17 protein-coding genes and 2 pseudogenes are annotated in these 20807 nt (G+C 75.0%); 7 read left to right on the plus strand and 12 right to left on the minus strand.

Annotated elements, in window-relative coordinates:
* Positions 1–343 precede the first annotated feature (343 nt).
* From msrB to LUW75_RS03145, 4 genes are all read right to left on the minus strand, one after another.
* A complete protein-coding gene (msrB, locus tag LUW75_RS03130; protein ID WP_250334257.1) occupies positions 344–751 on the minus strand; it encodes a peptide-methionine (R)-S-oxide reductase MsrB in 408 nt (135 codons plus the stop codon).
* A 26-nt stretch (positions 752–777) separates the two neighbouring features.
* Positions 778–2172 carry a UDP-N-acetylmuramate--L-alanine ligase gene (murC, locus tag LUW75_RS03135; RefSeq protein WP_250334258.1) on the minus strand — a complete coding sequence of 465 codons (1395 nt, stop codon included), beginning with the start codon at positions 2170–2172 and terminating at the stop codon, positions 778–780.
* A 43-nt stretch (positions 2173–2215) separates the two neighbouring features.
* On the minus strand, positions 2216–2686 hold the full coding sequence (locus LUW75_RS03140; protein ID WP_250334259.1) for an indole-3-glycerol phosphate synthase: 471 nt from the start codon (positions 2684–2686) through the stop codon (positions 2216–2218).
* A 120-nt stretch (positions 2687–2806) separates the two neighbouring features.
* A complete protein-coding gene (locus tag LUW75_RS03145; RefSeq protein WP_250334260.1) occupies positions 2807–3619 on the minus strand; it encodes a pyrimidine reductase family protein in 813 nt (270 codons plus the stop codon).
* A 36-nt stretch (positions 3620–3655) separates the two neighbouring features.
* Between LUW75_RS03145 and zapE the strand changes: the two genes are divergently transcribed.
* From zapE to LUW75_RS03170, 5 genes and pseudogenes are all read left to right on the plus strand, one after another.
* Complete coding sequence (zapE, locus tag LUW75_RS03150) at positions 3656–4726, plus strand: cell division protein ZapE (protein WP_250334261.1); 1071 nt, start codon at positions 3656–3658, stop codon at positions 4724–4726.
* A 64-nt stretch (positions 4727–4790) separates the two neighbouring features.
* Entirely contained in the window at positions 4791–5219 is a 429-nt protein-coding gene (locus LUW75_RS03155; RefSeq protein ID WP_250334262.1) for an OsmC family peroxiredoxin, read from the plus strand.
* 332 nt (positions 5220–5551) lie between these two features.
* Positions 5552–6929: pseudogene (locus LUW75_RS03160) on the plus strand (alkaline phosphatase PhoX).
* A 133-nt stretch (positions 6930–7062) separates the two neighbouring features.
* Entirely contained in the window at positions 7063–7953 is an 891-nt protein-coding gene (locus LUW75_RS03165; RefSeq protein WP_250334263.1) for a polysaccharide deacetylase family protein, read from the plus strand.
* A 233-nt stretch (positions 7954–8186) separates the two neighbouring features.
* Positions 8187–8858: a peptidyl-tRNA hydrolase gene (locus tag LUW75_RS03170; RefSeq protein WP_250337526.1), complete on the plus strand. Its 672-nt coding sequence runs from the start codon at positions 8187–8189 to the stop codon at positions 8856–8858.
* A 149-nt stretch (positions 8859–9007) separates the two neighbouring features.
* Here LUW75_RS03170 and LUW75_RS03175 read toward each other — a convergent pair whose 3' ends face one another.
* From LUW75_RS03175 to LUW75_RS03200, 7 genes and pseudogenes are all read right to left on the minus strand, one after another.
* Positions 9008–10144, minus strand: a complete 1137-nt coding sequence (locus tag LUW75_RS03175; protein WP_250334264.1) for a hypothetical protein — start codon at positions 10142–10144, stop codon at positions 9008–9010.
* Positions 10145–10574: 430 nt separating this feature from the next.
* A pseudogene (locus LUW75_RS24510) lies at positions 10575–10907 on the minus strand (beta-galactosidase); the annotation flags it as partial.
* Positions 10904–11938, minus strand: a complete 1035-nt coding sequence (locus LUW75_RS03180) for a zinc-dependent alcohol dehydrogenase (RefSeq protein ID WP_250334265.1) — start codon at positions 11936–11938, stop codon at positions 10904–10906. The gene LUW75_RS03180 and the pseudogene LUW75_RS24510, both read right to left, overlap by 4 nt.
* Positions 11935–12891, minus strand: coding sequence for an inositol monophosphatase family protein (locus LUW75_RS03185; RefSeq protein WP_250334266.1), 957 nt, complete (start codon positions 12889–12891; stop codon positions 11935–11937). Before LUW75_RS03185 ends, LUW75_RS03180 begins: the two co-directional genes overlap by 4 nt.
* Positions 12888–14156 carry an aspartate aminotransferase family protein gene (locus LUW75_RS03190; RefSeq protein ID WP_250334267.1) on the minus strand — a complete coding sequence of 423 codons (1269 nt, stop codon included), beginning with the start codon at positions 14154–14156 and terminating at the stop codon, positions 12888–12890. The genes LUW75_RS03185 and LUW75_RS03190 overlap by 4 nt, the downstream gene beginning before the upstream one ends.
* A 1341-nt stretch (positions 14157–15497) precedes the next feature.
* Positions 15498–16121: an HAD family hydrolase gene (locus LUW75_RS03195; RefSeq protein WP_250334268.1), complete on the minus strand. Its 624-nt coding sequence runs from the start codon at positions 16119–16121 to the stop codon at positions 15498–15500.
* A gap of 5 nt (positions 16122–16126) precedes the next feature.
* On the minus strand, positions 16127–17362 hold the full coding sequence (locus LUW75_RS03200) for an MFS transporter (protein ID WP_250334269.1): 1236 nt from the start codon (positions 17360–17362) through the stop codon (positions 16127–16129).
* 279 nt (positions 17363–17641) lie between these two features.
* On the opposite strand from LUW75_RS03200, the gene LUW75_RS03205 reads away from it, so the two are divergent.
* Together LUW75_RS03205 and LUW75_RS03210 are read left to right on the plus strand one after the other, a co-directional pair.
* Complete coding sequence (locus LUW75_RS03205) at positions 17642–18400, plus strand: DeoR/GlpR family DNA-binding transcription regulator (RefSeq protein WP_250334270.1); 759 nt, start codon at positions 17642–17644, stop codon at positions 18398–18400.
* 231 nt (positions 18401–18631) lie between these two features.
* Complete coding sequence (locus LUW75_RS03210; RefSeq protein WP_250334271.1) at positions 18632–19951, plus strand: MbnB/TglH/ChrH family RiPP precursor modification enzyme; 1320 nt, start codon at positions 18632–18634, stop codon at positions 19949–19951.
* A gap of 141 nt (positions 19952–20092) precedes the next feature.
* Here LUW75_RS03210 and hemQ read toward each other — a convergent pair whose 3' ends face one another.
* Complete coding sequence (hemQ, locus tag LUW75_RS03215) at positions 20093–20806, minus strand: hydrogen peroxide-dependent heme synthase (RefSeq protein WP_250334272.1); 714 nt, start codon at positions 20804–20806, stop codon at positions 20093–20095.
* Between the last annotated feature and the right edge of the window lies 1 nt (position 20807).

Below are 20807 nucleotides of genomic sequence, written 5' to 3' on the forward strand. Positions count from 1 at the left end.
CGCCCTCTGAAAGGCCAGGGTCTCGTTCCGTCCGGAAATCGACAGCTGCGGACCGGAAAGGCCTCTTCCGCCTTCCGTCGCCGGTCCCCGGCGCGACGGAGGGCCGACGGGGTCGGGTGGGCGAACGGGCGGTCGTGACGCGCCCCGCCACCGCTCGGCGCGGTTCCCCCGCACGCGGGGCGCCGGCCGGTGGCGGCGCGTCCGCCGCCCGGGGCCGGGCCGCCCCGGGGCCGCTCCCGCCGCCGTGGAGGGCGGGGACGAGCGCGTGCCCGGGGACGGCGGGCGGGGCCCGGTGGGCGCGGATGGGGGCGCCCCGCCTCCGCCGGTCCGGCCCGCCGGCCGCTCACTCCCCGGCCGGGGCCAGCCGCAGCGAGATCGAGTTGATGCAGTAGCGCTGGTCCGTCGGGGTGGGGTAGCCCTCGCCCTCGAAGACGTGACCCAGGTGGGAGCCGCAGCGGGCGCAGCGGACCTCGATGCGGACCATGCCGTGGGAGCGGTCCTCGACCAGTTCGACCGCGTCGCCGTCCTTCGGGTCGTAGAAGGAGGGCCAGCCGCAGTGGGACGCGAACTTCGTCTCGGACGTGAACAGCTCCGCGCCGCAGGCGCGGCAGGAGTAGACGCCCCTGGTCCTCGTGTCGGTGTACTCGCCGGTGAAGGGCGGTTCCGTGCCGGCCTCGCGCAGGACGCGGTACTCCTGCGGGGACAGCTCGGCGCGCCACTGCTCGTCCGGCTTCTCGACCTCGTACGGCATCGTCCGTTCAGCTCCTTCGGCTCGGGTCAGTCCGCCAGGCGGTCGAGAATCCTCGGGCCGAGGTCCGTGACGTCGCCGGCGCCCATGGTGAGAACGAGGTCGCCGGGGCGGGCTGTTCCCGCGATCAGGCCGGGGACGGCGGCCCGGTCGTGGACGGGCGTCACGCGGGCGCCCGCCGCGGTGGCCGCGTCGGTGATCAGTGCGCTGGTGACGCCGGGGATCGGGTCCTCGCGGGCCGGGTAGACGTCGAGGACCAGCGACTCGTCGGCGAGGGCGAGGGCCCGGCCCATCTCCGCGCCCAGTTCCCGCGTGCGGGAGAACAGGTGCGGCTGGAAGACCACCAGCAGGCGGCGGTCGGCGCCGGCCGCGTCGCGCATCGCCTCCAGGTCGGCGGTCATCTCGGTGGGGTGGTGCGCGTACGAGTCGACGACCTGGACGCCGGCCGCCTCGCCCTTGAGCTGGAGGCGGCGTCCGACCCCGGTGTAGGCGGTGAGGGCCCGGGCCAGGTCGGCCGGGTCGACGCCCGCGCGGCTGCCGGCGGCGAGGGAGGCGGCGGCGTTGTGGGCGTAGTGGCGGCCGGGGACCGAGACCGCGAAGGTGTGCTCGGCGCCGTCGAGGACGACGGTGACCTCGCTGGTCATCCCCTTCGGGGTGATCCGGCGGATCCACACGTCGGACCCCTCCGACTCGCCCACGCGCAGGATCCGCAGCCCCGGGCGGCCGGAGACCCGCGCGGCCAGCTCCCGGGCGCCCGGGTGCTCGCCGACGACGAGGGTGCCGCCGCGGGGGATCCTGGCGACGAACGCCTCGAAGGACTCGTGGACCTCCTCCAGGGAGGCGTAGTTGGCGTGGTGGTCCAGTTCGACGTTGAGGACGAGGGCGACCTCGGGGGCGTACTTCTGGAAGCTGCGGTCGCTCTCGTCGGCCTCGGCGACGAAGAGGTCGCCCTCGCCGTGCCGGGCGTTGGTCCCGGGGCCGGCGAGGTCGCCGCCGATGGCGTACGACGGGTCCAGGCCGAGCTCGGTGAGGGCGACGGCGAGCATCGAGGTGGTGGTGGTCTTGCCGTGGGTGCCCGCCACGGCGATGGCGCGCAGGCCCTCCATCAGCGCGGCCAGCGCGTCGGAGCGGTGCACGACGGGGATGCCGAGCTGTCCGGCGCGGGCGAGCTCGGGGTTGTCGGCGCGGATGGCGCTGGAGACGACGACGCAGCTGCTGTCGTCGGCGAGGTGGTGCGCGGCGTGCCCGATGTGGACGGTCGCGCCGAGGGCGCGCAGCGACGCGGCGGTCTCGGACTCGCGCGCGTCGCTGCCGGCGACCTTGGCCCCGCGCTGGGCGAGGATCTTCGCGATGCCCGACATGCCGGCGCCGCCGATGCCGATGAAGTGCGGCCGTTCCATCGCGGCAGGGATGGCGGGTGCCATACGGATCTCTCCCCGGGGTGTGTCGTACGTGCGGGCGCCCAGCCTATTCGTTGTGGGCGAAGAGCTTGAGCACCGGTACGCCGACCTTGTGGCGGGCGCGGGACGCCCAGTCCCGGTGGAAGAACTCCTCCACGTAGTGCGGTGCGGTCAGCACGATCACCTCGTCGGCGTCGGCCTCCTCCACGACGGCCCTCATCTTGTCCAGCGGGTGGTCCTCGACGACCTGGCCGACCGCTTCGCAGCCGGCGTCGCGCAGGGCCCGGACCGACCGTTCCAGGGCCGCCTCCGCCGGGCACCGCGCCTCCGGGCCGGACGGTTCCTCGCCCTCCCTGGCCGCGTCCTTCAGCGCGCCGACGGCGACGTCGTCGATGGCGCGCAGCAGCGTGTCGGCCCGGTCGCCGCGGGGCTGCATGAGCACGATGAAGGAGACGGCCTCGTCCCCGTGCAGGGTCGTGACGAAGTCCACGTCCACGGACGACAGCGGTTTCTCGATCATCAGAACGCTTGTGAACACCTTCGGAACCCTTCCGCGGAAACCGTCCCTCCCCGTGCCCGCACGGGGTCTGAGAAGGTAAGTGTGCCCAGCGCGGGGTAGGCGGAACGGTTAATTCCGATCATTTTCCGAACCGGTGTGTCACCGGACGCCCGCCGCCGTGCCGGTCCGTACCGGGTCGGCCCGGCGGTAGCGCGTGAAGAGGAACCCGTCCTCCTCCAGCACGGACGCCAGCGCGAACCGCGACGGCACCGCCACGGACGGCCCGCCCGCGATGCGCTGCGCGTCCCCGGCGGTGAGCACCGGGGAGACGGTCAGGCACAGCTCGTCCAGCACCCCGGCGGCCACGAACTGGCCCAGCAGCCGCGGCCCGCCCTCGGTGAGCTGCCGGGGCAGCCCGCGCCCGGCCAGCTCCCGTACGGCGCGTCCCGGCTCCACGCCCGGACCGTCGCCGGCGACGACCACCTCCGCCCCGGCCCGCTCGGCCTCCCGCACCCGCGCGGGCGGCGCGGCGGCGCCCGTGAGGACCAGGGTCGGCACCAGCGGGGAGGTGAACAGCGGCAGCGAGAAGTCCAGGTCCAGCGAGGCGCTCACCACGGCGACGGCGGGCGCGGGCCCCTGGCCGGCCGCCTTCCGCCGCGCGGCGAAGGCCTCGCGCGCGCGGGCCGGGCGGTACCCCTCCAGGCGTACCGTCTCGGCGCCCACGACGACCACGTCGGCGAGCGCCCGCAGCGTGCCGAAGACCCGCATGTCGGCGGCGGAGGAGATCGGCTCCGAGCGCCCCTCGTGCTGGGCGGCGCCGTCCAGGGACGACACCATGTTGGCGCGCAGCCACGCGCCGTGCGGGGTGCCGGGGCCGGTCGGGTAGGCGTAGGCGTCGGCCAGCTCGTCGAGGGACCACTCGGCGGCGGGGAGGGGCGGTGTCCGGTCGGTCACGGGGAACAGGCGTCGCATGAGGAGCAGTCTGGCACGGCGCTTACAGTGGGGAGCGTGTCGACGAGTGCCCTGACCGAAGCGGTCCCGCTGTCCCTGTGCGCCCGCGAGCCGCACGTCCCCGCCGATCGCCTGGTCGCCGAGATGGTGCCGCCGCCGCGCTTCGACGGCGTGCGCTTCGACACCTACCTCCCCGACCCGAACCAGCCCAGCCAGGCCGAGGCCGTCCGGGTGCTGGCGGACTTCGCCGCCGGCCTGGGCGCGGGGCGCGCGGACGGTGCGGGCAGGCGCCGCTGGTTCTCCCGGAGGCCCGCCGCCCCCGCCGGGCCGCGCGGCGTGTACCTGGACGGCGGGTACGGCGTCGGCAAGACGCACCTGCTGGCATCGCTGTGGCACGCCGCGCCGGCCGAGCCGGGGCTCAAGGCGTTCGGCACGTTCGTGGAACTGACCAACCTGGTCGGCGCGCTCGGTTTCCAGCAGACCGTGCGGACCCTGAGCGGGCACCGGCTGCTGTGCATCGACGAGTTCGAGCTGGACGACCCGGGCGACACGGTGCTGGTGTCCACGCTGCTCGGCAAGCTGGTGGAGGCGGGCGTCGCCCTGGCGGCCACGTCGAACACGCTCCCGGGCAAGCTGGGCGAGGGCCGGTTCGCCGCCGCCGACTTCCTGCGCGAGATCCAGGGCCTGTCCGCGCACTTCCGGCCGCTGCGCATCGACGGCGAGGACTACCGCCACCGCGGACTGCCCGAGGCCCCGGCGCCGTACGCGGACGAGGAGGTCGCGCGGGCCGCGCGGGCGACGCCGGGCGCCTCCCTGGACCGCTTCCCCGACCTGCTGGAGCACCTGGCGCGGGTCCACCCGAGCCGGTACGGGGCGCTGACCGAGGAGGTGGCGGCGGTCTGCCTGACGGGCGTGACGGCCGTCCCCGACCAGTCGACGGCGCTGCGCCTGGTCGTCCTCGCCGACCGGCTGTACGACCGGGAGATACCGGTGCTCGCCTCCGGGCTGCCCTTCGACCGGCTGTTCAGCGACGAGATGCTGAACGGCGGGTACCGGAAGAAGTACTTCCGGGCGATTTCGCGGCTCACCGCCCTGGCACGGGACGCCGAGGGGCTGATCGCGCAGTAGGTTGGCGTGCCGTAAGCCCACCGTCCACGCCCTGACGCCGCACGGCGTCGGAAGGGAAACCGGCATGGCCACCACGCGTCACGCGCACACCGTCTGGGAGGGCGACCTCACCGAGGGCACGGGCACCGTGACCCTCGACTCCTCCGGCGCCGGCTCCTACCCGGTCTCCTGGCCGGCGCGCGCCGAGGAACCGAACGGCATGACCAGCCCGGAGGAGCTCATCGCGGCCGCCCACTCCAGCTGCTTCTCCATGTTCCTGTCGGCCGTCCTGGGCAAGGCCGGTACGCCGCCGACCCGGCTGACCACGAAGGCCGACGTCACGCTCCAGCCCGGTACGGGCATCACCGGCGTGCACCTCACCGTCGAGGGCGAGGTCCCCGGCGCTGACGGGGCCGCGTTCGCCAAGGCGGCGGAGGAGGCCAAGGCGGGCTGCCCGGTCAGCCAGGCGCTGGCGGGGACGAAGATCACGCTGTCCGCGAGCCTCGCGGGCTGAGCGGCACCGCCGCCCGGAGCTCCGGCCGCCGCCCGAGGGGCGGCGGCCGGAACCGTCCCGGGGGCGGGCCGAACCGCTCCGGGAGGAGTCGGAGCCGCTCCGGGACGGGGCGGGAGCCGTCCCCGGGGGCCGTGCTCGGAGGGACCGGGCAGGTGCGGGCATGGGTACGGGGCGGGGCGCGCGGGTGCGCGTGCGGGGGGACGGCCGTGGCGGTGACCGCGCCGGTGGTGAGGGGGGCCGCGCCGCCCGGGCGGTTCTCCTCCGCCACGCAGCGTGGTACAGGTGTGCGGATCCGTCACGTCGGGGTTCCTGTCCGCCAGCAGGGAGTCACCATGTCCGCAACACGACGCCACGTCCTCGCCCGCACCGGCACCGCACTCGCCGGGATCGCCTTCGGCGGGGCGCTCACCGAGCTGTTCGCCGGTACGGCCGCCGCCTGCGCCCACACCGGGGAGGCCGGCTACGGGCCGCTCGTCCCCGATCCGGAAGGCCTCCTCGACCTCCCGCGCGGCTTCCGCCACCGGGTGCTGTCCCGGGAGGGCGCGCCGCTCCGTTCCGGGGGAGGGGCCGGTCCCCGGCCGGCACGACGGCATGGGCGCCTTCGCCGGCCGCCACGGCCGCGTCCACCTGGTCCGCAACCACGAGAACGGCGCCCGGGCCCCGCTCGGCGTCCCCGCCGTGCCCGGCCTGACGTACGACCCGGCGGCCAGGGGCGGCTGCACGGCCCTGACCCTCGACCGGAGCGGCGGCGTCCTCGACGAGCGCGTCGCCCTCGCCGGCACCGCCGTGAACTGCGCGGGCGGTCCGACGCCGTGGAACACCTGGCTGACCTGCGAGGAGACCGAGGCCCGGGCCGGCACCGACGGCTACGCCGAGGACCACGGCTTCGTCTTCGAGGTCGATCCCGCCGACCCCCGCCGCTCCGGGGCCGTACCGCTGACCGCCATGGGCCGCTTCCCGCACGAGGCCGTCGCCGTCGACCCGCGCACGGGGATCGTGTACGAGACGGAGGACGCGTTCGAGCCGCCGTTCGGGTTGTTCTACCGGTTCCTGCCGCACCGGCCCCTGGGCGGCCCCGGCTCGCTGCGCGCGGGCGGCGCCCTGGAGGCGATGCGGGTGCCGGGCGTGCCGGACCTGTCCGCCGTGCGGGAGCCGGGCACGTCCTTCGACGGCGTCGCATGGGTGCCCGTACCGGACGGCCTGGCGCGACGGACCCCGATCCGGTTCCAGGACTTCGGCCCCCGGGGCGTCACCCACGCGCAGAAGCTGGAGGGGTGCTACCGGGGCGGCCGGTCGGTGTACTTCGTCTCCAGCTACGCCCGCGCCTCCCAGGGGTCGGCCGCCGACCACCGCGGGCAGGTGTGGCGGTACGACCCGCACCGCGGCCGGCTCACGCTGGCCGTCGTGTTCGGCCCCGGAGCCGATCCGGGGCTGCCGGGCGAGTCGCCCGACAACATCTGCCTCGCCCCGGGCGGCGGGCTGATGGTGTGCGAGGACGGGGGCGGCGCGCAGTACGTGTACGGGCTGACGCGGCACGGCGAGGTGTACGCGATGGCCCGCAACGCCCGGGCCCTGGCGGGGGACGGCTCGGGCCGGGCCGTCGAGTGGGGCGAGTTCGCGGGCGTCACCTTCTCGCCGGACGGCCGGACGATGTACCTGAACTGCTACGCGCCGGGCACGACCTTCGCCGTGACCGGCCCCTGGCGCTGACCGGGGCCTGGCGCTGGCCGGGGCCTGGCGCTGGCCGGGACCTGGCGCTGGCCGGGGCCGACACGGACGGTGCGTCGACGACGACCGGCAACTGATCGGATACTTTCCGACAGTGAGATTTTCTGCTCGACGTATGCCGGTGTCGGCCGTCCTGTGCGCGACCCTGGCCGGCTGCGGGGCGCCGGCGACCCCTCCCGCGGCCGGCCCGGCGGACCGGCACGGGACCGCCGCCCCCTCCCCCGCGGCGCCCTCCGCGGTGCCCCCCGCCGCGTCGCCCCGGACCGGGGCGGGCGCCTCCGGGCGCACCCCGCCCACGATGGCGCCCGGCCCCGGCGGCCTGACCCCCGTCTTCGAGCGCCGCTCCGGCGCGGCGGGCGCGGCGGGCGCCGACAAGGCCGTGGCGCTGACCTTCGACGCCGACATGACGGCCGACCAGGGCCCGCGTGCCGCGCGCGGGGAGCGGTTCGACAACCCGGAGCTGATCGCCGCCCTCCGGCGCCTGGGCGTGAATGCCACGGTGTTCATGACGGGCCGGTGGGCGGAGGAGTACCCCGACCAGGCGCGGTCCATCGGCACGGACCCGCGGTTCGAGATCGCCAACCACTCCTACAGCCACCACGCCTTCCGCTCCCCCTGCTACGGCCTGCCGGCGCTGGACCGCGCGGACATGGCGGCCGACGTGGACCGGGCGTTCGCGGCGTTCCGCGCGGCGGGCGCCCGGAACGTCGTGCCGTACTTCCGCTTCCCGGGCGGCTGCTACGACGACGCGGCGCTGCGCGCGCTGGCCCCGGCGGGGGTCACCGCCGTGCAGTGGGACGTGGTGGGCGGCGACGCCTTCGCGACGGACGCCGACGCCGTGGCCGAACAGGTGCTGGACGGCGTACGGCCGGGCTCGGTCGTGGTGCTGCACTGCACGCTGAGCGCGGCGCCGGCCACCGAGCGGGCGATCCGCCGCATCGTCCCGGAGCTGCGGGCGCGCGGTTACCGCTTCGTGAAGGTGTCGGAGCTGATGGCCGCGGAGTGAGGCGGCCCCGGCCGCGCCGGACCGCGCCGAGCGGCAGCGGGCCGGGGCGCCCCGCGCCGAGTCGGTCCGGGCCGAGTCGGGCCGGACCGCGCCGCCCGGGACGCCTCGGCGGCGCGGACCGCGCCCGGTGTGCCCGTGCCCGCGGCGGCCCTCCGGGCGCCCCCACCCGGATCCCGGCGCCGGGGCGCCTCCGCCCGGCTGGCAGACTGGGGGGCGTGAGCAGCGAGAGCGCCATGAGGGCCGAAGAGCGGGACGCGGCGCCGCAGTTCGTCCTGCCGCTCGTCGTACGGATCGAGAAGGCCGCGCCGCCGGACCGCACGGACGCCCTGGAGACCGCCGCGCGGGCCGTGCCGGTGATGCTGACGGACGACCGTTCGACGGGCGACGGCGAGTGGGCGCGGGCCGTGCGCGACTGGGAGGACGCCCGCATCCGCAAGGTCGTCCGGCGCGCCAGGGGCGCGGAGTGGCGGCGCGCCGAGCGGCTGCCCGGCATCACGGTCACCGGCGCCCGCGCCGAGGTGCGGGTCTTCCCGCCGGTCCCGCTCGACGGCTGGCCCGGGGACCTGGCCCGGCTCCAGGTCTCCGGCACCGAGCTCGCCGACCCGTCCGCTCCCCCGCCTCCCGTCCCCGGCGGAGCGGTGCTGTGGCTCAACCCCGGTCTGCGCATGTCGACCGGCAAGGAGATGGCGCAGGTCGGCCACGGGGCGCAGCTGCTGTGGCGGGCGATGGACGACGCCGCCCGCGCCTCCTGGCAGGAGGCGGGCTTCCCCCTCGCGGTCCGCACCGCGGAGCCCGCGCACTGGGCCGGCCTGGTCGCGAGCGGCCGCCCCGTGGTCCGCGACGCGGGCTTCACCGAGATCGCCCCCGGCTCCGCCACGGTCGTCTCCGACTTCTCCCCCGCCTGAGCTCCCCGGCTGGCACCGCACCCCCCGCCGGGACTCGGCGATCGTCACCCGCCGGGGCGGACCCGTAAGGGCCGCCCGGCCCGCCCCGGGACCGGGTGGCCCCCGCCCGTCCCCGGGGCCGGGCGACCTCCGGCCGGTGAACCGGCCCCTCAGCGCGGGGGCGGGATCCGCAGGTCCTCCGCGGGACGGCCGCCGAGGGTCAGTCCGGCCTCGGGACCACCCGGTGACGCGGGGGTGGCGAGCCAGCCGGCGAGGGCGCCGTCCGCCAGTACGGCCACCACCGCGCTGCCGGGTGGGACGGTCAGCTCGCAGCGCTCGCCGCCCACCGGCCCGGTGACCCGGTCGGTGTCCGCCGTGGCGTTGAAGGCGGCGACGAACTCGGTGCGCCGCCGCGGGTGCGTACGGCGCAGGACGGCGGCCCTGCCCCCCGTGTTGGTCCACGCGGGGGCCGGGACGTCCGCGAGCAGGGCGTCCAGCCGCTCGGCCACCGCGTGGCGCGGCGCGTGGCCCGGTTCCGGCGCGGGGTCCGCCGGTACGGCGTGCGCGGGGGGCGCCGCCCGGGGGCGGAGCACCGCCACCGGGAGGCCCGTGGCGTCACCGGTGCCGTCCTCGTCGAGCCACCGGGGGTCGACCAGGAGCCCGCGCCGCAGCAGCAGGTCGTGGACGGCCCCGGCGGCCTGCCGGAGCGCGGTGTCCGCGCCGGGCGTCCAGCACTCGGCCTCGGGCAGGGCGCGGTCGACGGCCAGTACGGCGTCCCGTTCCAGCTCGCTGCCCGGCAGGCGGTCGCCGAACCGGTCGAGGAACGTGCGGAGCAGGCGCAGCCCCTGCGCGGTGGCGCCGGGCCCGCCGTCCTCGGTGGCGGGCGCGCCCGGGCAGTAGGGCGGGGCGTGCAGCCCGGGGTCGACGCCCTCGGCCCGCAGGCCCTCGGCGTCCATGTCGATGTCGGCGCCCCAGGAGGTGGTCGCGCACGCCGTGTAGACGCTCACGGTGCCCGAGCCGAGCATCAGCGCCAGCAGGGCGTTGAACACCGGGACGCGGGCCTCGGCGAAGCCGCTGTCGGTCCAGGTGAAGCCCCAGTTGGCTTCGAGGACGTCGGTGCGCCCGAGCCGGATGCCGAGCAGATGGGCGCGGAAGGACTCCGGCTCCGCGCTCGGGTTTCCCACCCACTCGGTGTGGCCCACGTGGTACCCGGAGCGGGCGATGGCGCCGGTGCGGGCGGCCCAGGCGTCGACGGTGGGTTCGGGGCCGGCGACCGGCGCGAGCGGGACGTTGACGACCTTGGCCACCCCTCGGGCACGAACCCGGCGAGCCAGTCCCAGACGTCCGCGATGGCCCGGCCCGCCCACTGCGACCACAGCGGGCGCAGCTCCGGCGGCCACCGTTCCGCGTCGTCCGGCACCAGGGGGCGAGGTCGCCGGCTCCGCGTCCGGCCAGCCACTCGGCGAACGCGGCGCGGGCGTGCGGGCCGGCGTCCTGGCTGTCGATCGGCAGGTGCGCGTCGCCGCAGATGCCCTCGTTGCCCAGCTGGACCGCCACGACGGGACCGTGGGGGGCGAGCGCGGGGGTGATCACCCGGTCGGCGACGGCGCGCAGCCACACGGCGGCCTCGTCGCGGACGTCCGGGTCGAAGAGGCTGGGCAGCGGTTTGGCCTGCGAGGTCAGCGTCCGGCCGTGGAGCCCGGTGTACGGGGTGCGGTCCGGTCCGCACAGCCGGTCGGGCAGACCGCCGAGCTGGACCTCGGCGTGGATGAACGGGCCGGGTTTGAGGAGGACGCGCAGTCCCGCCTCGTGGGCGGCGGTCAGCAGGCCGGCCACGTCGCGCTGGGGATCGGTGGTCCCGGTGAAGTCGAAGGCGCGCTCCCCGCCGGGGGCGAGGATCTCGTGGAAGCGCCAGGGCAGGTAGCACGAGACCACGTCGACGCCCAGCCTCCGCAGTTCGCGCAGGTTGGGGGCCCACCTCTCGGGCTTGGCCCGGTAGTAGGGGTACTCGCCGACGACGACCGGGCGGTCGGTTCCGGGCAGGTGGGAGGCGAAGGGGGGCGGGGTCATCCGGGGGCTCCGGCCGGTTCCGGGACGAGGACGACCTTGAGGGCGGAGTACGGCGCGCCGGGTTCCGGGGCGAGGGCGGCGAAGGCCGCGCCGTGCTCCTCCAGGGGGAAGCGGTGGGTGATCAGCTTCTCCAGCGGCAGCCAGCGGGCCAGTTCGATCGCGGTGGGGAACAGCCGGCTGTTGTAGTCGCCCGCCCCGATGACGTGCAGGCCGCGCTGGAGGAGGTGCAGGGGCCGCACGGTCGCCGAGGCGTTGCTGTTGTAGCCCATGATGACGACGCGGCCGCGGTCGGCGGCGTACTCCATGCTCTGTTCGAGCAGGTTGCCGACGGTGTCGACGACGACGTCGCCGCGCCGGGCGAGCCCGGTCCCGTCCGGGGCGTGCACGCCGACCCGCCCGTCCCCGGCGTGGGAGAGCACCCGGCGGCACAGTTCCCTGCGGTACGGGTCGGGCTCGATCAGCAGCACCCGGGCGCCGTAGTGGTGGGCGAGCAGGGCGCACACCGCGCCCACCGGCCCGCCGCCGACGACGACGGCGGTCTCGCCGGCCTGGAGGCGGGCCGCCTCCAGGTTGTTGAGGGCGCAGGCGAGGGGTTCCACGACCGAGGCGCGGTCGAAGTCCATGTCGTCGGGCATGCGGTGGATGAACCGCTCGGGCAGCCGGATGTACTCGGCGAACGCGCCGTCGAGGTCGAGGCCGACCTCGGTGCCGGCCTTGTTCCGGCAGAAGTTCCAGTGCCCTTCGAGGCAGGTGGGGCAACTGCCGCAGTAGAGCGTGGGGTTGATGATGACCCGGTCGCCCGGCTTGTGCCGGGTCACCGCGGAGCCGACGGCGTCCACGACGCCGACCGCCTCGTGCCCCATGACCACGCCGGGCTCGGCGGGGAACTTGCCCACCAGCACGCTGCGGTCGGTGCCGCAGATGCCGGTCTGGGCGACCTTGACGACGACGTCCGTGGGCGCGGCGGCCTCCGGCTTGGGGCGGTCGACGAGGGAGAGGGTGCGCTGTTCGGTGAGTACCAGGGCCTTCATGCCGTGCCTCCCGAGGCCGGGGTGGTGGTGCCGGGAAGGTCCCAGCGGATCGCGTCCAGGAGTCGTTCGTGCAGTTCGGGGGTGGCCGCGGCGATGCACGACTTCTGGTTCATGGGGTCCAGGTCGAGCAGGGCGGTCGTGCCCAGGTCGTCGCCGTAGGCGTCGGTGATGGTGACCCCGCACCGCTTGGCGAGGTAGACCGCGGCGGCGATGTCGTACGGGAAGAGGTGCAGGATGGATCCCCGGCCGGCGTCCAGGAAGTCGGCCTCGGTGTGCGGGTGGTCGCGCAGGACGCGGTTGCCGATGTCGACGTAGCTGTCGAGCTGGCCGGTGATGATGCGCGAGATGGAGAAGGTGGCGCTGTTGAAGACGAAGACGCCGCCGGTGTTGGCCGAGCGGTCCACCAGGTGGCCGTAGGCGGCGTTCATCAGGTGCATGGGGTGGCCGTTGAACTCGATCGACCAGAACATCCGCGCCGGGTCGGTGGTCCGGCTGAGGCGTGGCGGCGCGTGGCGGTAGCCGGAGCTGGAGAGCCCTTCCTCGTCGTCGCCGTAGATCCACGCGCCGCTCTTGATCTCGAGGAGGTGCGCGGCGGTGACGTCGTCGAGGGTCGGTGAGGCCGTGGTGAGCGGCGCCGCCGCGATGGAGACCATGCCCATCTCCAGGCCGGCGGAGGTGGGCCGGGTGCCGTCGATGGGGTCGACGACCAGGACGTACCGGGGGTCCGGCGCGAGTTCGACCAGCGAACCGTCCTCGGTGTAGACGGCGAGGGGGACCTCGGCGTTCTTCCGGAGGAACTCCAGTACGGCGCACTCGGCGATCTCGTCCACGTCGAACTGGGCGTCGCCGCCCGGCGAGTCCCCGTGCACCCGGCGGGCCAGTCCCCGGTCGGCGTAGGCGAGCAGCTCCTCGCGCACGTGCCGGCCGAGACCCGTCAGCAGTTTCTTCATCATGAGGACAGCTCCGCTCGGAGGAGGTTCTCCAGGCGGTCGCAGAGCAGCTCGGCCTGGTCGAGGGTGAGGATCAGCGGCGGGCGGATCTTCAGGACGTTGCCGTATCCGTAGCGGGAGGTCCGCAGGATCAGCCCGTGCCGCATCGCCGCGCCGGCCAGGTGGTTGGTGAGTCCGACGGCCGGCCTGCCGTCGGGCTCCGCGATCTCGAAGCCGATCATCAGGCCGACCCCGCGTACGTCGGCGATGGCCCGGTAGCGGCTCCGCATGTCCGCGAGGCGGTCGAGGATGTAGTTGCCGGCGGCCCGTACGTTGGCGAGGAACTCGGGCTGCCGGACGATGTCGAGGGTGGCGTTGGCCGCCGCGGCGGCCAGCAGGTTGGCGCCGTAGGTGAAGGAGTGGTGGTTGGCCGGCAGGCCCGCCAGGCGGTCGTTGGTGAGGATCGCGGCGACCTGCGCGCCGGAGCCGCCGAGGCCCTTGGCGGTGGTGATGGCGTCGGGCTCGACCCCGAAGTGCTGGGCCGCGAACATCTCACCGGTGCGGCCTATGCCGGTCTGGATCTCGTCGAAGATCAGGACGATGTCGTGCTCGTCGCAGAAGGCGCGGAGCTTCTGGAAGTACCCGTCGGGCGGGACGATGTTGCCGCCGTTGCCGGAGATCGGTTCGACGACGATCGCGGCGACCTGCCCGGTGCTGGCGTACTCCAGGAAGTCCTCGATGCGGTCGACGCACATCATTCCGCAGCTGCCGGCCTCCTGCCCGTAGAAGCACCGGAAGCAGTACGGGTCCGGCACCTGCAGGGTGCGCGGGAAGAGGGAGGGGAACGGCTCCTTGCGGAAGGCGTTGCCCGACATCGAGGTCATCATCATGGTCTGGCCGAGGTGGCTGCGGAACAGCGAGATGACCTCGGAGCGCCCGGTGGCGTGCTGGGCCATCTTGATGGCGCCCTCGTTGGCGGTCGACCCGCCGGAGACCTTGGGGTGGACCCGGGTGATGTTGTCCGGGGAGACCTCCACGAGGCGGCGCACCAGGCCGTTGATCGGGTCGCTCTGCATCGAGGAGGTGAGGTGGACGAAGAGGTCCAACTGCTCCTTCATCGCCGCGACGACCGCCGGGTGGGAGTAGCCCAGGCTGAGGTTGAAGGTGGCGGAGGCGCAGTCGAGGTACTCGTTGCCGTCCTCGTCGTAGAGGTACACCCCTTCGCCGCGCACCATCTTCTGGGCGCTGACGGGGTAGTAGATGAAGTCCCGTACGTCCGTGACGTCCATGAGGGTCCCTTCCTGGACACGGATGGTCGCGGTGGTCGTATGTGGTCGCGTGGTGGCGGATGCGGCCGGGGCGGCGGAGCGCGGGCGGCCGGGCCGGGTCCCGGTCGGTGAGGATGCGGTGCCGTCGTACGGCGGCCTCCCCACCGGTCCCGCCGGCCGCATCCGGGCGGGTGCGGCGGGTGCGGGAGCGGCGGCGGCCCGGCGGCCGGGCCGGAACGGGGTCGGCCGGGAAGACGTCCCGCCGGGCCGGCGCGCACGGCGGCCGGCCGCCGTCAGGCGGCGTGCGTCGGGTGCCGGAGTGGTGTCGGCGGCGTCGGCGCACGGTCCGTGCCGACGGTCGCGCGCCCCCCGGCGCGCCCTGTGTTTCGCTTGTTCATGATCCCCCGGGCGACGGCGCTACGGTCTCGCCGCGCCTGACTGTTCGACGGTCGGTGGCGCATCACTGGTCAGGTGAGTCGTGCGTCTGGTCTTACGGGTGGGTCGTGCCGGATGGGCCGGTGCAGGGGCTGCGGTGAGAGCGTTCCCGACTCCCGACAACCAGACCCTAACAGGGTTGGTGTTCGATGCCCAGACCATTCGGTGATCGATATCGGCTTGCCCGGGCCGAGAGCCCAGCAATGACGGATCATCACCTACACACGCGTTTGACCTGCCCAAACGAGCGAGCAAGCGGAGGGACGAGTTGGACTCGACCGACTCCACGGGTATTTTTTCGGGTCGCCGACTGACCGAAAGCTCACCGAAGGAAACCATTCACACACGCATCGCGTCCTCTCATCTTCCATGCGGCATATTCCAAACATGGGAAATGGGACTTCCCTCAAGGGCAACGTTCACTTGCTCGTGGTTTCCGGATCGTCCCGTGTGCGTACGGCGGCTTGCCGCGCCGGCTCCGGACCCCGGGACGCGGCGGGGTGGCGAGCGCCCCGTCCCGGCACCGGCCCATGTCCCGGCCGGCTCCGGGCCGCCCGCCCCCTCCGCCGGGCAGCCGAAGACCGGGCACCGCGCGCCCTGCGTGCCGTGGGCCGGCGGGAGGGATCCTCCGAAAGCCCCGGCCGCCGGGGGGCGGGGCGGAACCCCTGCCGGACACCTCTGCGCGAGCACGGAGGAACGCCGGGGCAGGGGATCCGGAGCGGGCCAGGACGTGGGTCCTCCGGCCCTGCGCGGGGAGCCTCCGGCTGTTTCGGGGGAGGCGGAGCCGGGTGTCGCCCCGGGGCGTGGCGGCGCCCCGGGGCGTGGCGGGGGTTCAGGCCGCGACGGGCGCGTCACCGGGGCGCGCGCCGTACGGCGTGTCGCGGACGGCCGGGCCGACCGGGGCGGACCGCCGCCGGTGGCGCGTCCTCACCGGCCGGTCGACCCGCCGGTTCCGGCCGTGCCGCCCAGGACCGCCTTCAGCGCCGCGAGCGAGGTGAAGTGGTGGCCGCGCATCCCCGCGGCCTCGGCGGCCCGGACGTTGTCGAGGCGGTCGTCCACGAACAGGATGTCGCCGGGCGGCAGCCCGAACCTCGTACTGCACCAGTGGTAGGCGTCCGGTTCCGGCTTGGCGTGGCCGATCCGGCAGGAGAAGGCCAGCACCTCGAAGTGGCGCAGCCAAGGGTGACGCCGCTCGTAGTCGGCGGCGAGGTCCTCGGGGATGTTCGACAGCAGACCGGTCCGGGTGCCGCCCGCGGCCAGTTCGCCGATGAAGGCGGTCATCCGCTCGTCGACCTCGCTCCAGCTCGCGACGTCGGCCACGACCAGGTCGGCGACGTTCCGCTCGGTGAAGGTGACCCCGAGCGCGCCGGCCACGCCGCTCCAGTACTCCGCGGCGGAGTACTCGCCCCGGTCGTACGGCGGGCGCAGGGCCCAGTAGCTCTCCCAGAAGGCGTCGCCGGGGACGCCGGCCGTGCTGCGCAACCGCTCGCGGGAGGCGGGGGACTGAAGCCGTGCGATGACACCGAACATGTCGAAGAGAACGGCGGTCACGGGCGTCACGTCCGATCGGTGGGCACCGCTCCGGCGAGCGGCGCCGTGGGGGCGGGATCGGCGGCGCCGGCCGGGGCGGCCCTGGTGAGCCACAGGCTCAGTACGACGCAGATCATCGCCAGGCCGAACAGCAGCACGGGCACGGCCCTGACGCCGGAGTGCTCGATCGCGGCGCCGAGCAGCGGCGGGAAGGCCACCCCGCCGATCATGGAGGCGGCGATCACGTAGGCGCCGGCGCCGGAGACGGTGGGCACGGCGCGGTTCAGCCAGGGCAGGCAGGTCGGGAAGATGGGGGCGATGAACAGGCCCACGCCGACGTACGCGTAGGGGGCGGCGGCCGGGACGGTGGCCAGCAGCAGGGAGCCGGCCATGCCCAGGCAGCAGGCGATGACGATCGCGGGCGCCGACCAGCGCAGGGTCAGCGGGACGGCGACGAAGCGGCCCACGGTCAGCGCCAGCCAGTAGGCGGACGTCGCGGTGGCCGCCGCGGCGGCGCCGTAGCCGAAGGTCTCCAGGTGGGTCGGCTCCCAGCCGCCCACGCCGGTCTCGATCGCCACGTGGAACACGTAGACGCCGATGAAGGCCGCCACGACGGGGAGGACCCGGGACCGTCCGGCACCGGGGCGGGCGGTGCTCTCCGGGGCGGGCTCCTTCTGCGCGACTCCGCCGAGGGTGAGCATCAGCAGGACCGAGACGAGCGCCGTACCGCCGAAGATCCAGGTGTAGTTCTCCGCCCCGAGCCAGCCGACCAGGGCGGGCCCGGCGACGGCCCCGACGCCGAAGTGGGCGTTGAGCAGGTTCAGCATCGCGGTGCTGCGGCGGCCGAAGCCCGTGGCGAAGAGCTGGTTGAGTCCGTAGTCGATGCCGCCGAAGCCCAGCCCGACGATGAACGCCGAGGCCAGGGCGGCCGGCCAGGAGGGGGAGACGGCGAAGCCGAGCGCGCCGAGCGCCATCAGGGCGTAGGAGCCGCCGAGCAGCTGCCGGTTGCCGGTCCTCCCGCGCAGCAGGTGGAAGACCAGCACGCCCAGGAGCGCTCCGACGAAGTGGGCGCTGAGCCCGAGGCCCGCCGCGGACGGCGTGAGGCCGAACTCCTCGCGGAGAGCCGGGATCGCCGGGCCGTAGTACGCCTGGAGGCCGCCGATCACCACGAAGCCGACGCAGGACGCGACGAGGGCGGTGCGGGTGAACAGCGGTGGTGTGCCGTCCTCCTGCGGGGGGAGGGCCTTGCCTGGCGTGGCCATCGATGTCCTCCTGGGGACCGGGAGCGGGGTGGCTCGGCTGTCGTGGATCAGGGGGTACGGCCTGCCGGGCGCACGGCGGCGGCCATGCGCCCGTGCGCCTCCGGGGAGGGCCCGCCGCCGTAGACGAAGCCGGGACGGACGAGAAAGCACATGAGGTGAGTTCGAGTACACACTCGACGTGGGGGAATGTCAACCACGATCGCCACCGGCAGGCGGGGAAGCCGGTCGAGCAGGGGCCTGAAACTCGCACGCGGCGTGTTGGCGTGTTAAATCAGCGGCATGAACGTCGCCGAACGCCACCGGTTCATCCTGTCCCAGCTCAGCGAGCGCGGCCGGGCATCCGTGGCCGAACTCGCCCGCTCCACCAGGACGTCGGAGATGACGATCCGCCGCGACCTGGAGCTGCTGGAGTCCCGGGGCGCGCTGCGGCGCGTGCACGGCGGAGCGGTCAGCACGCTGCTCAGCGGGGTGGAGCCGCCGTACGCGGTGCGGGCCATGGTCGGCGGCGACGCCAAGGCCAGACTGGCCGAGGAGGTGGTGCGGCTGCTCAACGACGGCGAGACGGTGGCCCTGGACACCGGGACGACCGCGGTCGCCATCGCCCGGGCCATGGCCGGCCACCGGTTCACCGTGACCCCGCTGTCGCTGCACGCGGCCTGCGTGCTGGCGGAGCACGAGGGCGTCCGCCTGCTCGTGCCGGGCGGCCAGGTCCGGCCGGGAGAGCTGTCGTTCTACGGCGAGACGGCGCTGCGCACCTTCGAGGACCTGCGCTACGACACCTTCGTCCTCGGGTGCTGCGGCGTCGACGTGGCGAACGGCGCCACCGCGTACAACCTCGACGACGTCCACGTGAAGCGGACCGCCGCGGCCTCGGCCCGCCGCATCGTCCTGGTGGCCACCGCGGAGAAGCTGGGGAGGGTGGCGCTCGGCCGGATCTGCCCGGTCGAGCAGATAGACATCGTGGTGACGGACGGCCCTCCGGGCAACCCCGTGGTCGAGGACCTGCGGGCGGCTGGAGTGAACATCAGGCATGTGTGAGCGCGCGTCTCCGGGGTTCGCGGACCGCCCGGCGTCCCGGCCGGGCACCGCCGGCGCGGGCCGGTGCCGCACCTCGGCGGCCGGCGGCCGCGGCGGCACCCGCCCGGCGGTCCCTCCCGCAGCCCCGGCCGGAGGGCCGGAAGCTCAAATGAAGCTCTGAAAGCGGGGTGTGGGGATTCGGCACCCCGCGGCGGGGCCATGCCCCCTCCAGCGGCACGGAGGAGGGGGAGGATGACGGCACTCGGCACGGGCGTCGGCTGGCGGCCGGAGATCGCGGAGGTGGTGGAGCGGCTGCCCGGCGTCGACTGGGTGGAGGTGGTCGCGGAGAACGTCTGCGCCGACCACCTCCCCGCCTCCCTCGTCCGGCTGCGCGAGCGGGGCGTCACCGTCGTCCCGCACGGCGTCTCCCTCGGCCTCGGCGGCGCCGCCCGGCCCGACGGGGCGCGGCTGGCCCGGCTCGCCGCCACCGCGACCGCGCTGGGCGCGCCGCTGGTGAGCGAGCACATCGCGTTCGTGCGGGCCGGCGGGCCGCTCACCGCGTCGCCCGCGCTGGAGGCCGGGCACCTGCTTCCGGTGCCCCGTACACGGGAGGCGCTGGACGTGCTGTGCGAGAACGTCCGCGTCGCACAGGACGCGCTGCCGGTGCCGCTGGTGCTGGAGAACGCGGCGGCGCTGTTCGCCTGGCCGGACGACGAGATGGCGGAGGGCCGGTTCCTGGCGGAGCTGGTCGAGCGCACCGGTGTGCGGCTCCTGGTCGACGTGGCGAACCTCCACACCAACCGGGTCAACCGCGGCGAGGACCCGGTGGGAACCCTCGCCGCGCTGCCCCCCGGGGCGATCGCGTACGTGCACGTGGCGGGCGGCGTCGAGCGGGACGGGGTCTGGCACGACACGCACGCCCACCCCGTACCGCCGCAGGTCCTCGACCTGCTGTCGGAACTGGCGGCGCGGACGGCGCCGCCCGGGGTGCTGCTGGAGCGCGACGACGACTTCCCGCCGGAGGAGGGGCTCGCGGCGGAGCTGGCCGCGATCCGGGAGCGGGTGGCCGCGGCGGATGCGGCACGGCACCGGGCCGGGACGCGGCCGGGGGCGGCCGCGCAGGGGCCGGCGGACGTGCCGGGGCGACCGGGGCCGGCCCCCGAAGGCGCGCGGGAGCGGCTGGGGCTCGCCCAGACCGCGCTGCTGTCGGCGTTGGTGGCGGGGACCCCCGTGCCGGAGGGCTTCGACGGGGCGCGGCTGCGGATGCAGGGCCTGGCGCTGGCCCGGAAACGGGCGGGGATCGTCGCGAGGCTGGCGCCCGAGCTGCCGGAGCTGCTCGGGGAGGAGGGCTACCGGGAGGCGTTCACCGCGTACGCGCGGGCCCGGCCGATGCCGGGCGGCCACCGGCGGGACGCCCTGGCCTTCGCCAGGCACCTGCTCGACTCGGGCCGGCCCGGGGACGGGCGGGCGCGACGGCGGCTGTACCGGTGGTGGGCGGAGCGCTCGGGCCCGCGGCCCCCGGGCAGGGCGGCCCGGCTGGTGCACGCGGCGCGGGCCGTGCTGGCGGGGTGACGCCGGTGCGGCGCGCGGGGGTCCCCGCGCGCCGCGCCCGGAGCCGGACCCGGTGTCGCTGGAGCGGCGGACGGGTCGCGTCCGCCGTCTGATCTTCCGGGTCGAGGGCGGCGGCCGGTCGTGCCGGGCGCCACCGGGTCGTCAGGCCAGTCCGGCCACCAGGTCCGCCACGTCCTTGCGGCGGCCCGTGAAGAACGGGACCTCCTCGCGGACGTGCATGCGGGCCTCGCTGCCGCGGAGGTGGCGCATGAGGTCCACGATGCGGTGGAGCTCGTCCGCCTCGAACGCCAGGATCCACTCGTAGTCGCCGAGCGAGAACGACGCGACCGTGTTGGCCCGGACGTCGGGGAAGCCGCGGGCCATCCTGCCGTGGTCGGCGAGCATGCGGCGGCGGTCCTCGTCGGGCAGCAGGTACCAGTCGTACGAGCGCACGAAGGGGTAGACGCTCACGTAGTCGCGCGGCGTCTCGTCCGCGAGGAAGGCCGGGATGTGCGACTTGTTGAACTCGGCGGGGCGGTGCAGCGCCATGTTCGACCACACCGGCTCCAGCGCGCGGCCGAGCCGGGTGCGGCGGAAGAGGTTGTACGCCTCCTGCAGCGCGTCCGAGGTCTCGGCGTGCCACCAGATCATCACGTCGGCGTCGGCGCGCAGACCGGACAGGTCGTAGGTGCCTCGGACCGTGACGTCCTGGGCCGCGAGCCGGTCGAACAGCTCCTGGACCTCCTCGGCGTGACCGCCGCGGTCCTGCGGCAGTGCCTCGCGCAGCCTGAAGACGGACCACAGGGTGTAGCGGATGACCTCGTTGAGGTCCTTCGCCTTCTTACCGGCGTTCGGGATCTTTTCGGGCGCACTCATA

This window comes from Streptomyces sp. MRC013 (assembly GCF_023614235.1).
In the GTDB taxonomy this organism is placed as follows: domain Bacteria; phylum Actinomycetota; class Actinomycetes; order Streptomycetales; family Streptomycetaceae; genus Streptomyces.

Coding starts and splice junctions, on each gene's coding strand:
- msrB (WP_250334257.1), bottom strand. CDS start 751: ATGCCGTACGAGGTCGAGAAGCCGGACGAGCAGTGGCGCGCCGAGCTG.
- murC (WP_250334258.1), bottom strand. CDS start 2,172: ATGGCACCCGCCATCCCTGCCGCGATGGAACGGCCGCACTTCATCGGC.
- LUW75_RS03145 (WP_250334260.1), bottom strand. CDS start 3,619: ATGCGACGCCTGTTCCCCGTGACCGACCGGACACCGCCCCTCCCCGCC.
- LUW75_RS03155 (WP_250334262.1), top strand. CDS start 4,791: ATGGCCACCACGCGTCACGCGCACACCGTCTGGGAGGGCGACCTCACC.
- LUW75_RS03165 (WP_250334263.1), top strand. CDS start 7,063: ATGCCGGTGTCGGCCGTCCTGTGCGCGACCCTGGCCGGCTGCGGGGCG.
- LUW75_RS03170 (WP_250337526.1), top strand. CDS start 8,187: ATGAGGGCCGAAGAGCGGGACGCGGCGCCGCAGTTCGTCCTGCCGCTC.
- LUW75_RS03180 (WP_250334265.1), bottom strand. CDS start 11,938: ATGAAGGCCCTGGTACTCACCGAACAGCGCACCCTCTCCCTCGTCGAC.
- LUW75_RS03185 (WP_250334266.1), bottom strand. CDS start 12,891: ATGATGAAGAAACTGCTGACGGGTCTCGGCCGGCACGTGCGCGAGGAG.
- LUW75_RS03190 (WP_250334267.1), bottom strand. CDS start 14,156: ATGGACGTCACGGACGTACGGGACTTCATCTACTACCCCGTCAGCGCC.
- LUW75_RS03200 (WP_250334269.1), bottom strand. CDS start 17,362: ATGGCCACGCCAGGCAAGGCCCTCCCCCCGCAGGAGGACGGCACACCA.
- LUW75_RS03205 (WP_250334270.1), top strand. CDS start 17,642: ATGAACGTCGCCGAACGCCACCGGTTCATCCTGTCCCAGCTCAGCGAG.
- LUW75_RS03210 (WP_250334271.1), top strand. CDS start 18,632: ATGACGGCACTCGGCACGGGCGTCGGCTGGCGGCCGGAGATCGCGGAG.
- hemQ (WP_250334272.1), bottom strand. CDS start 20,806: ATGAGTGCGCCCGAAAAGATCCCGAACGCCGGTAAGAAGGCGAAGGAC.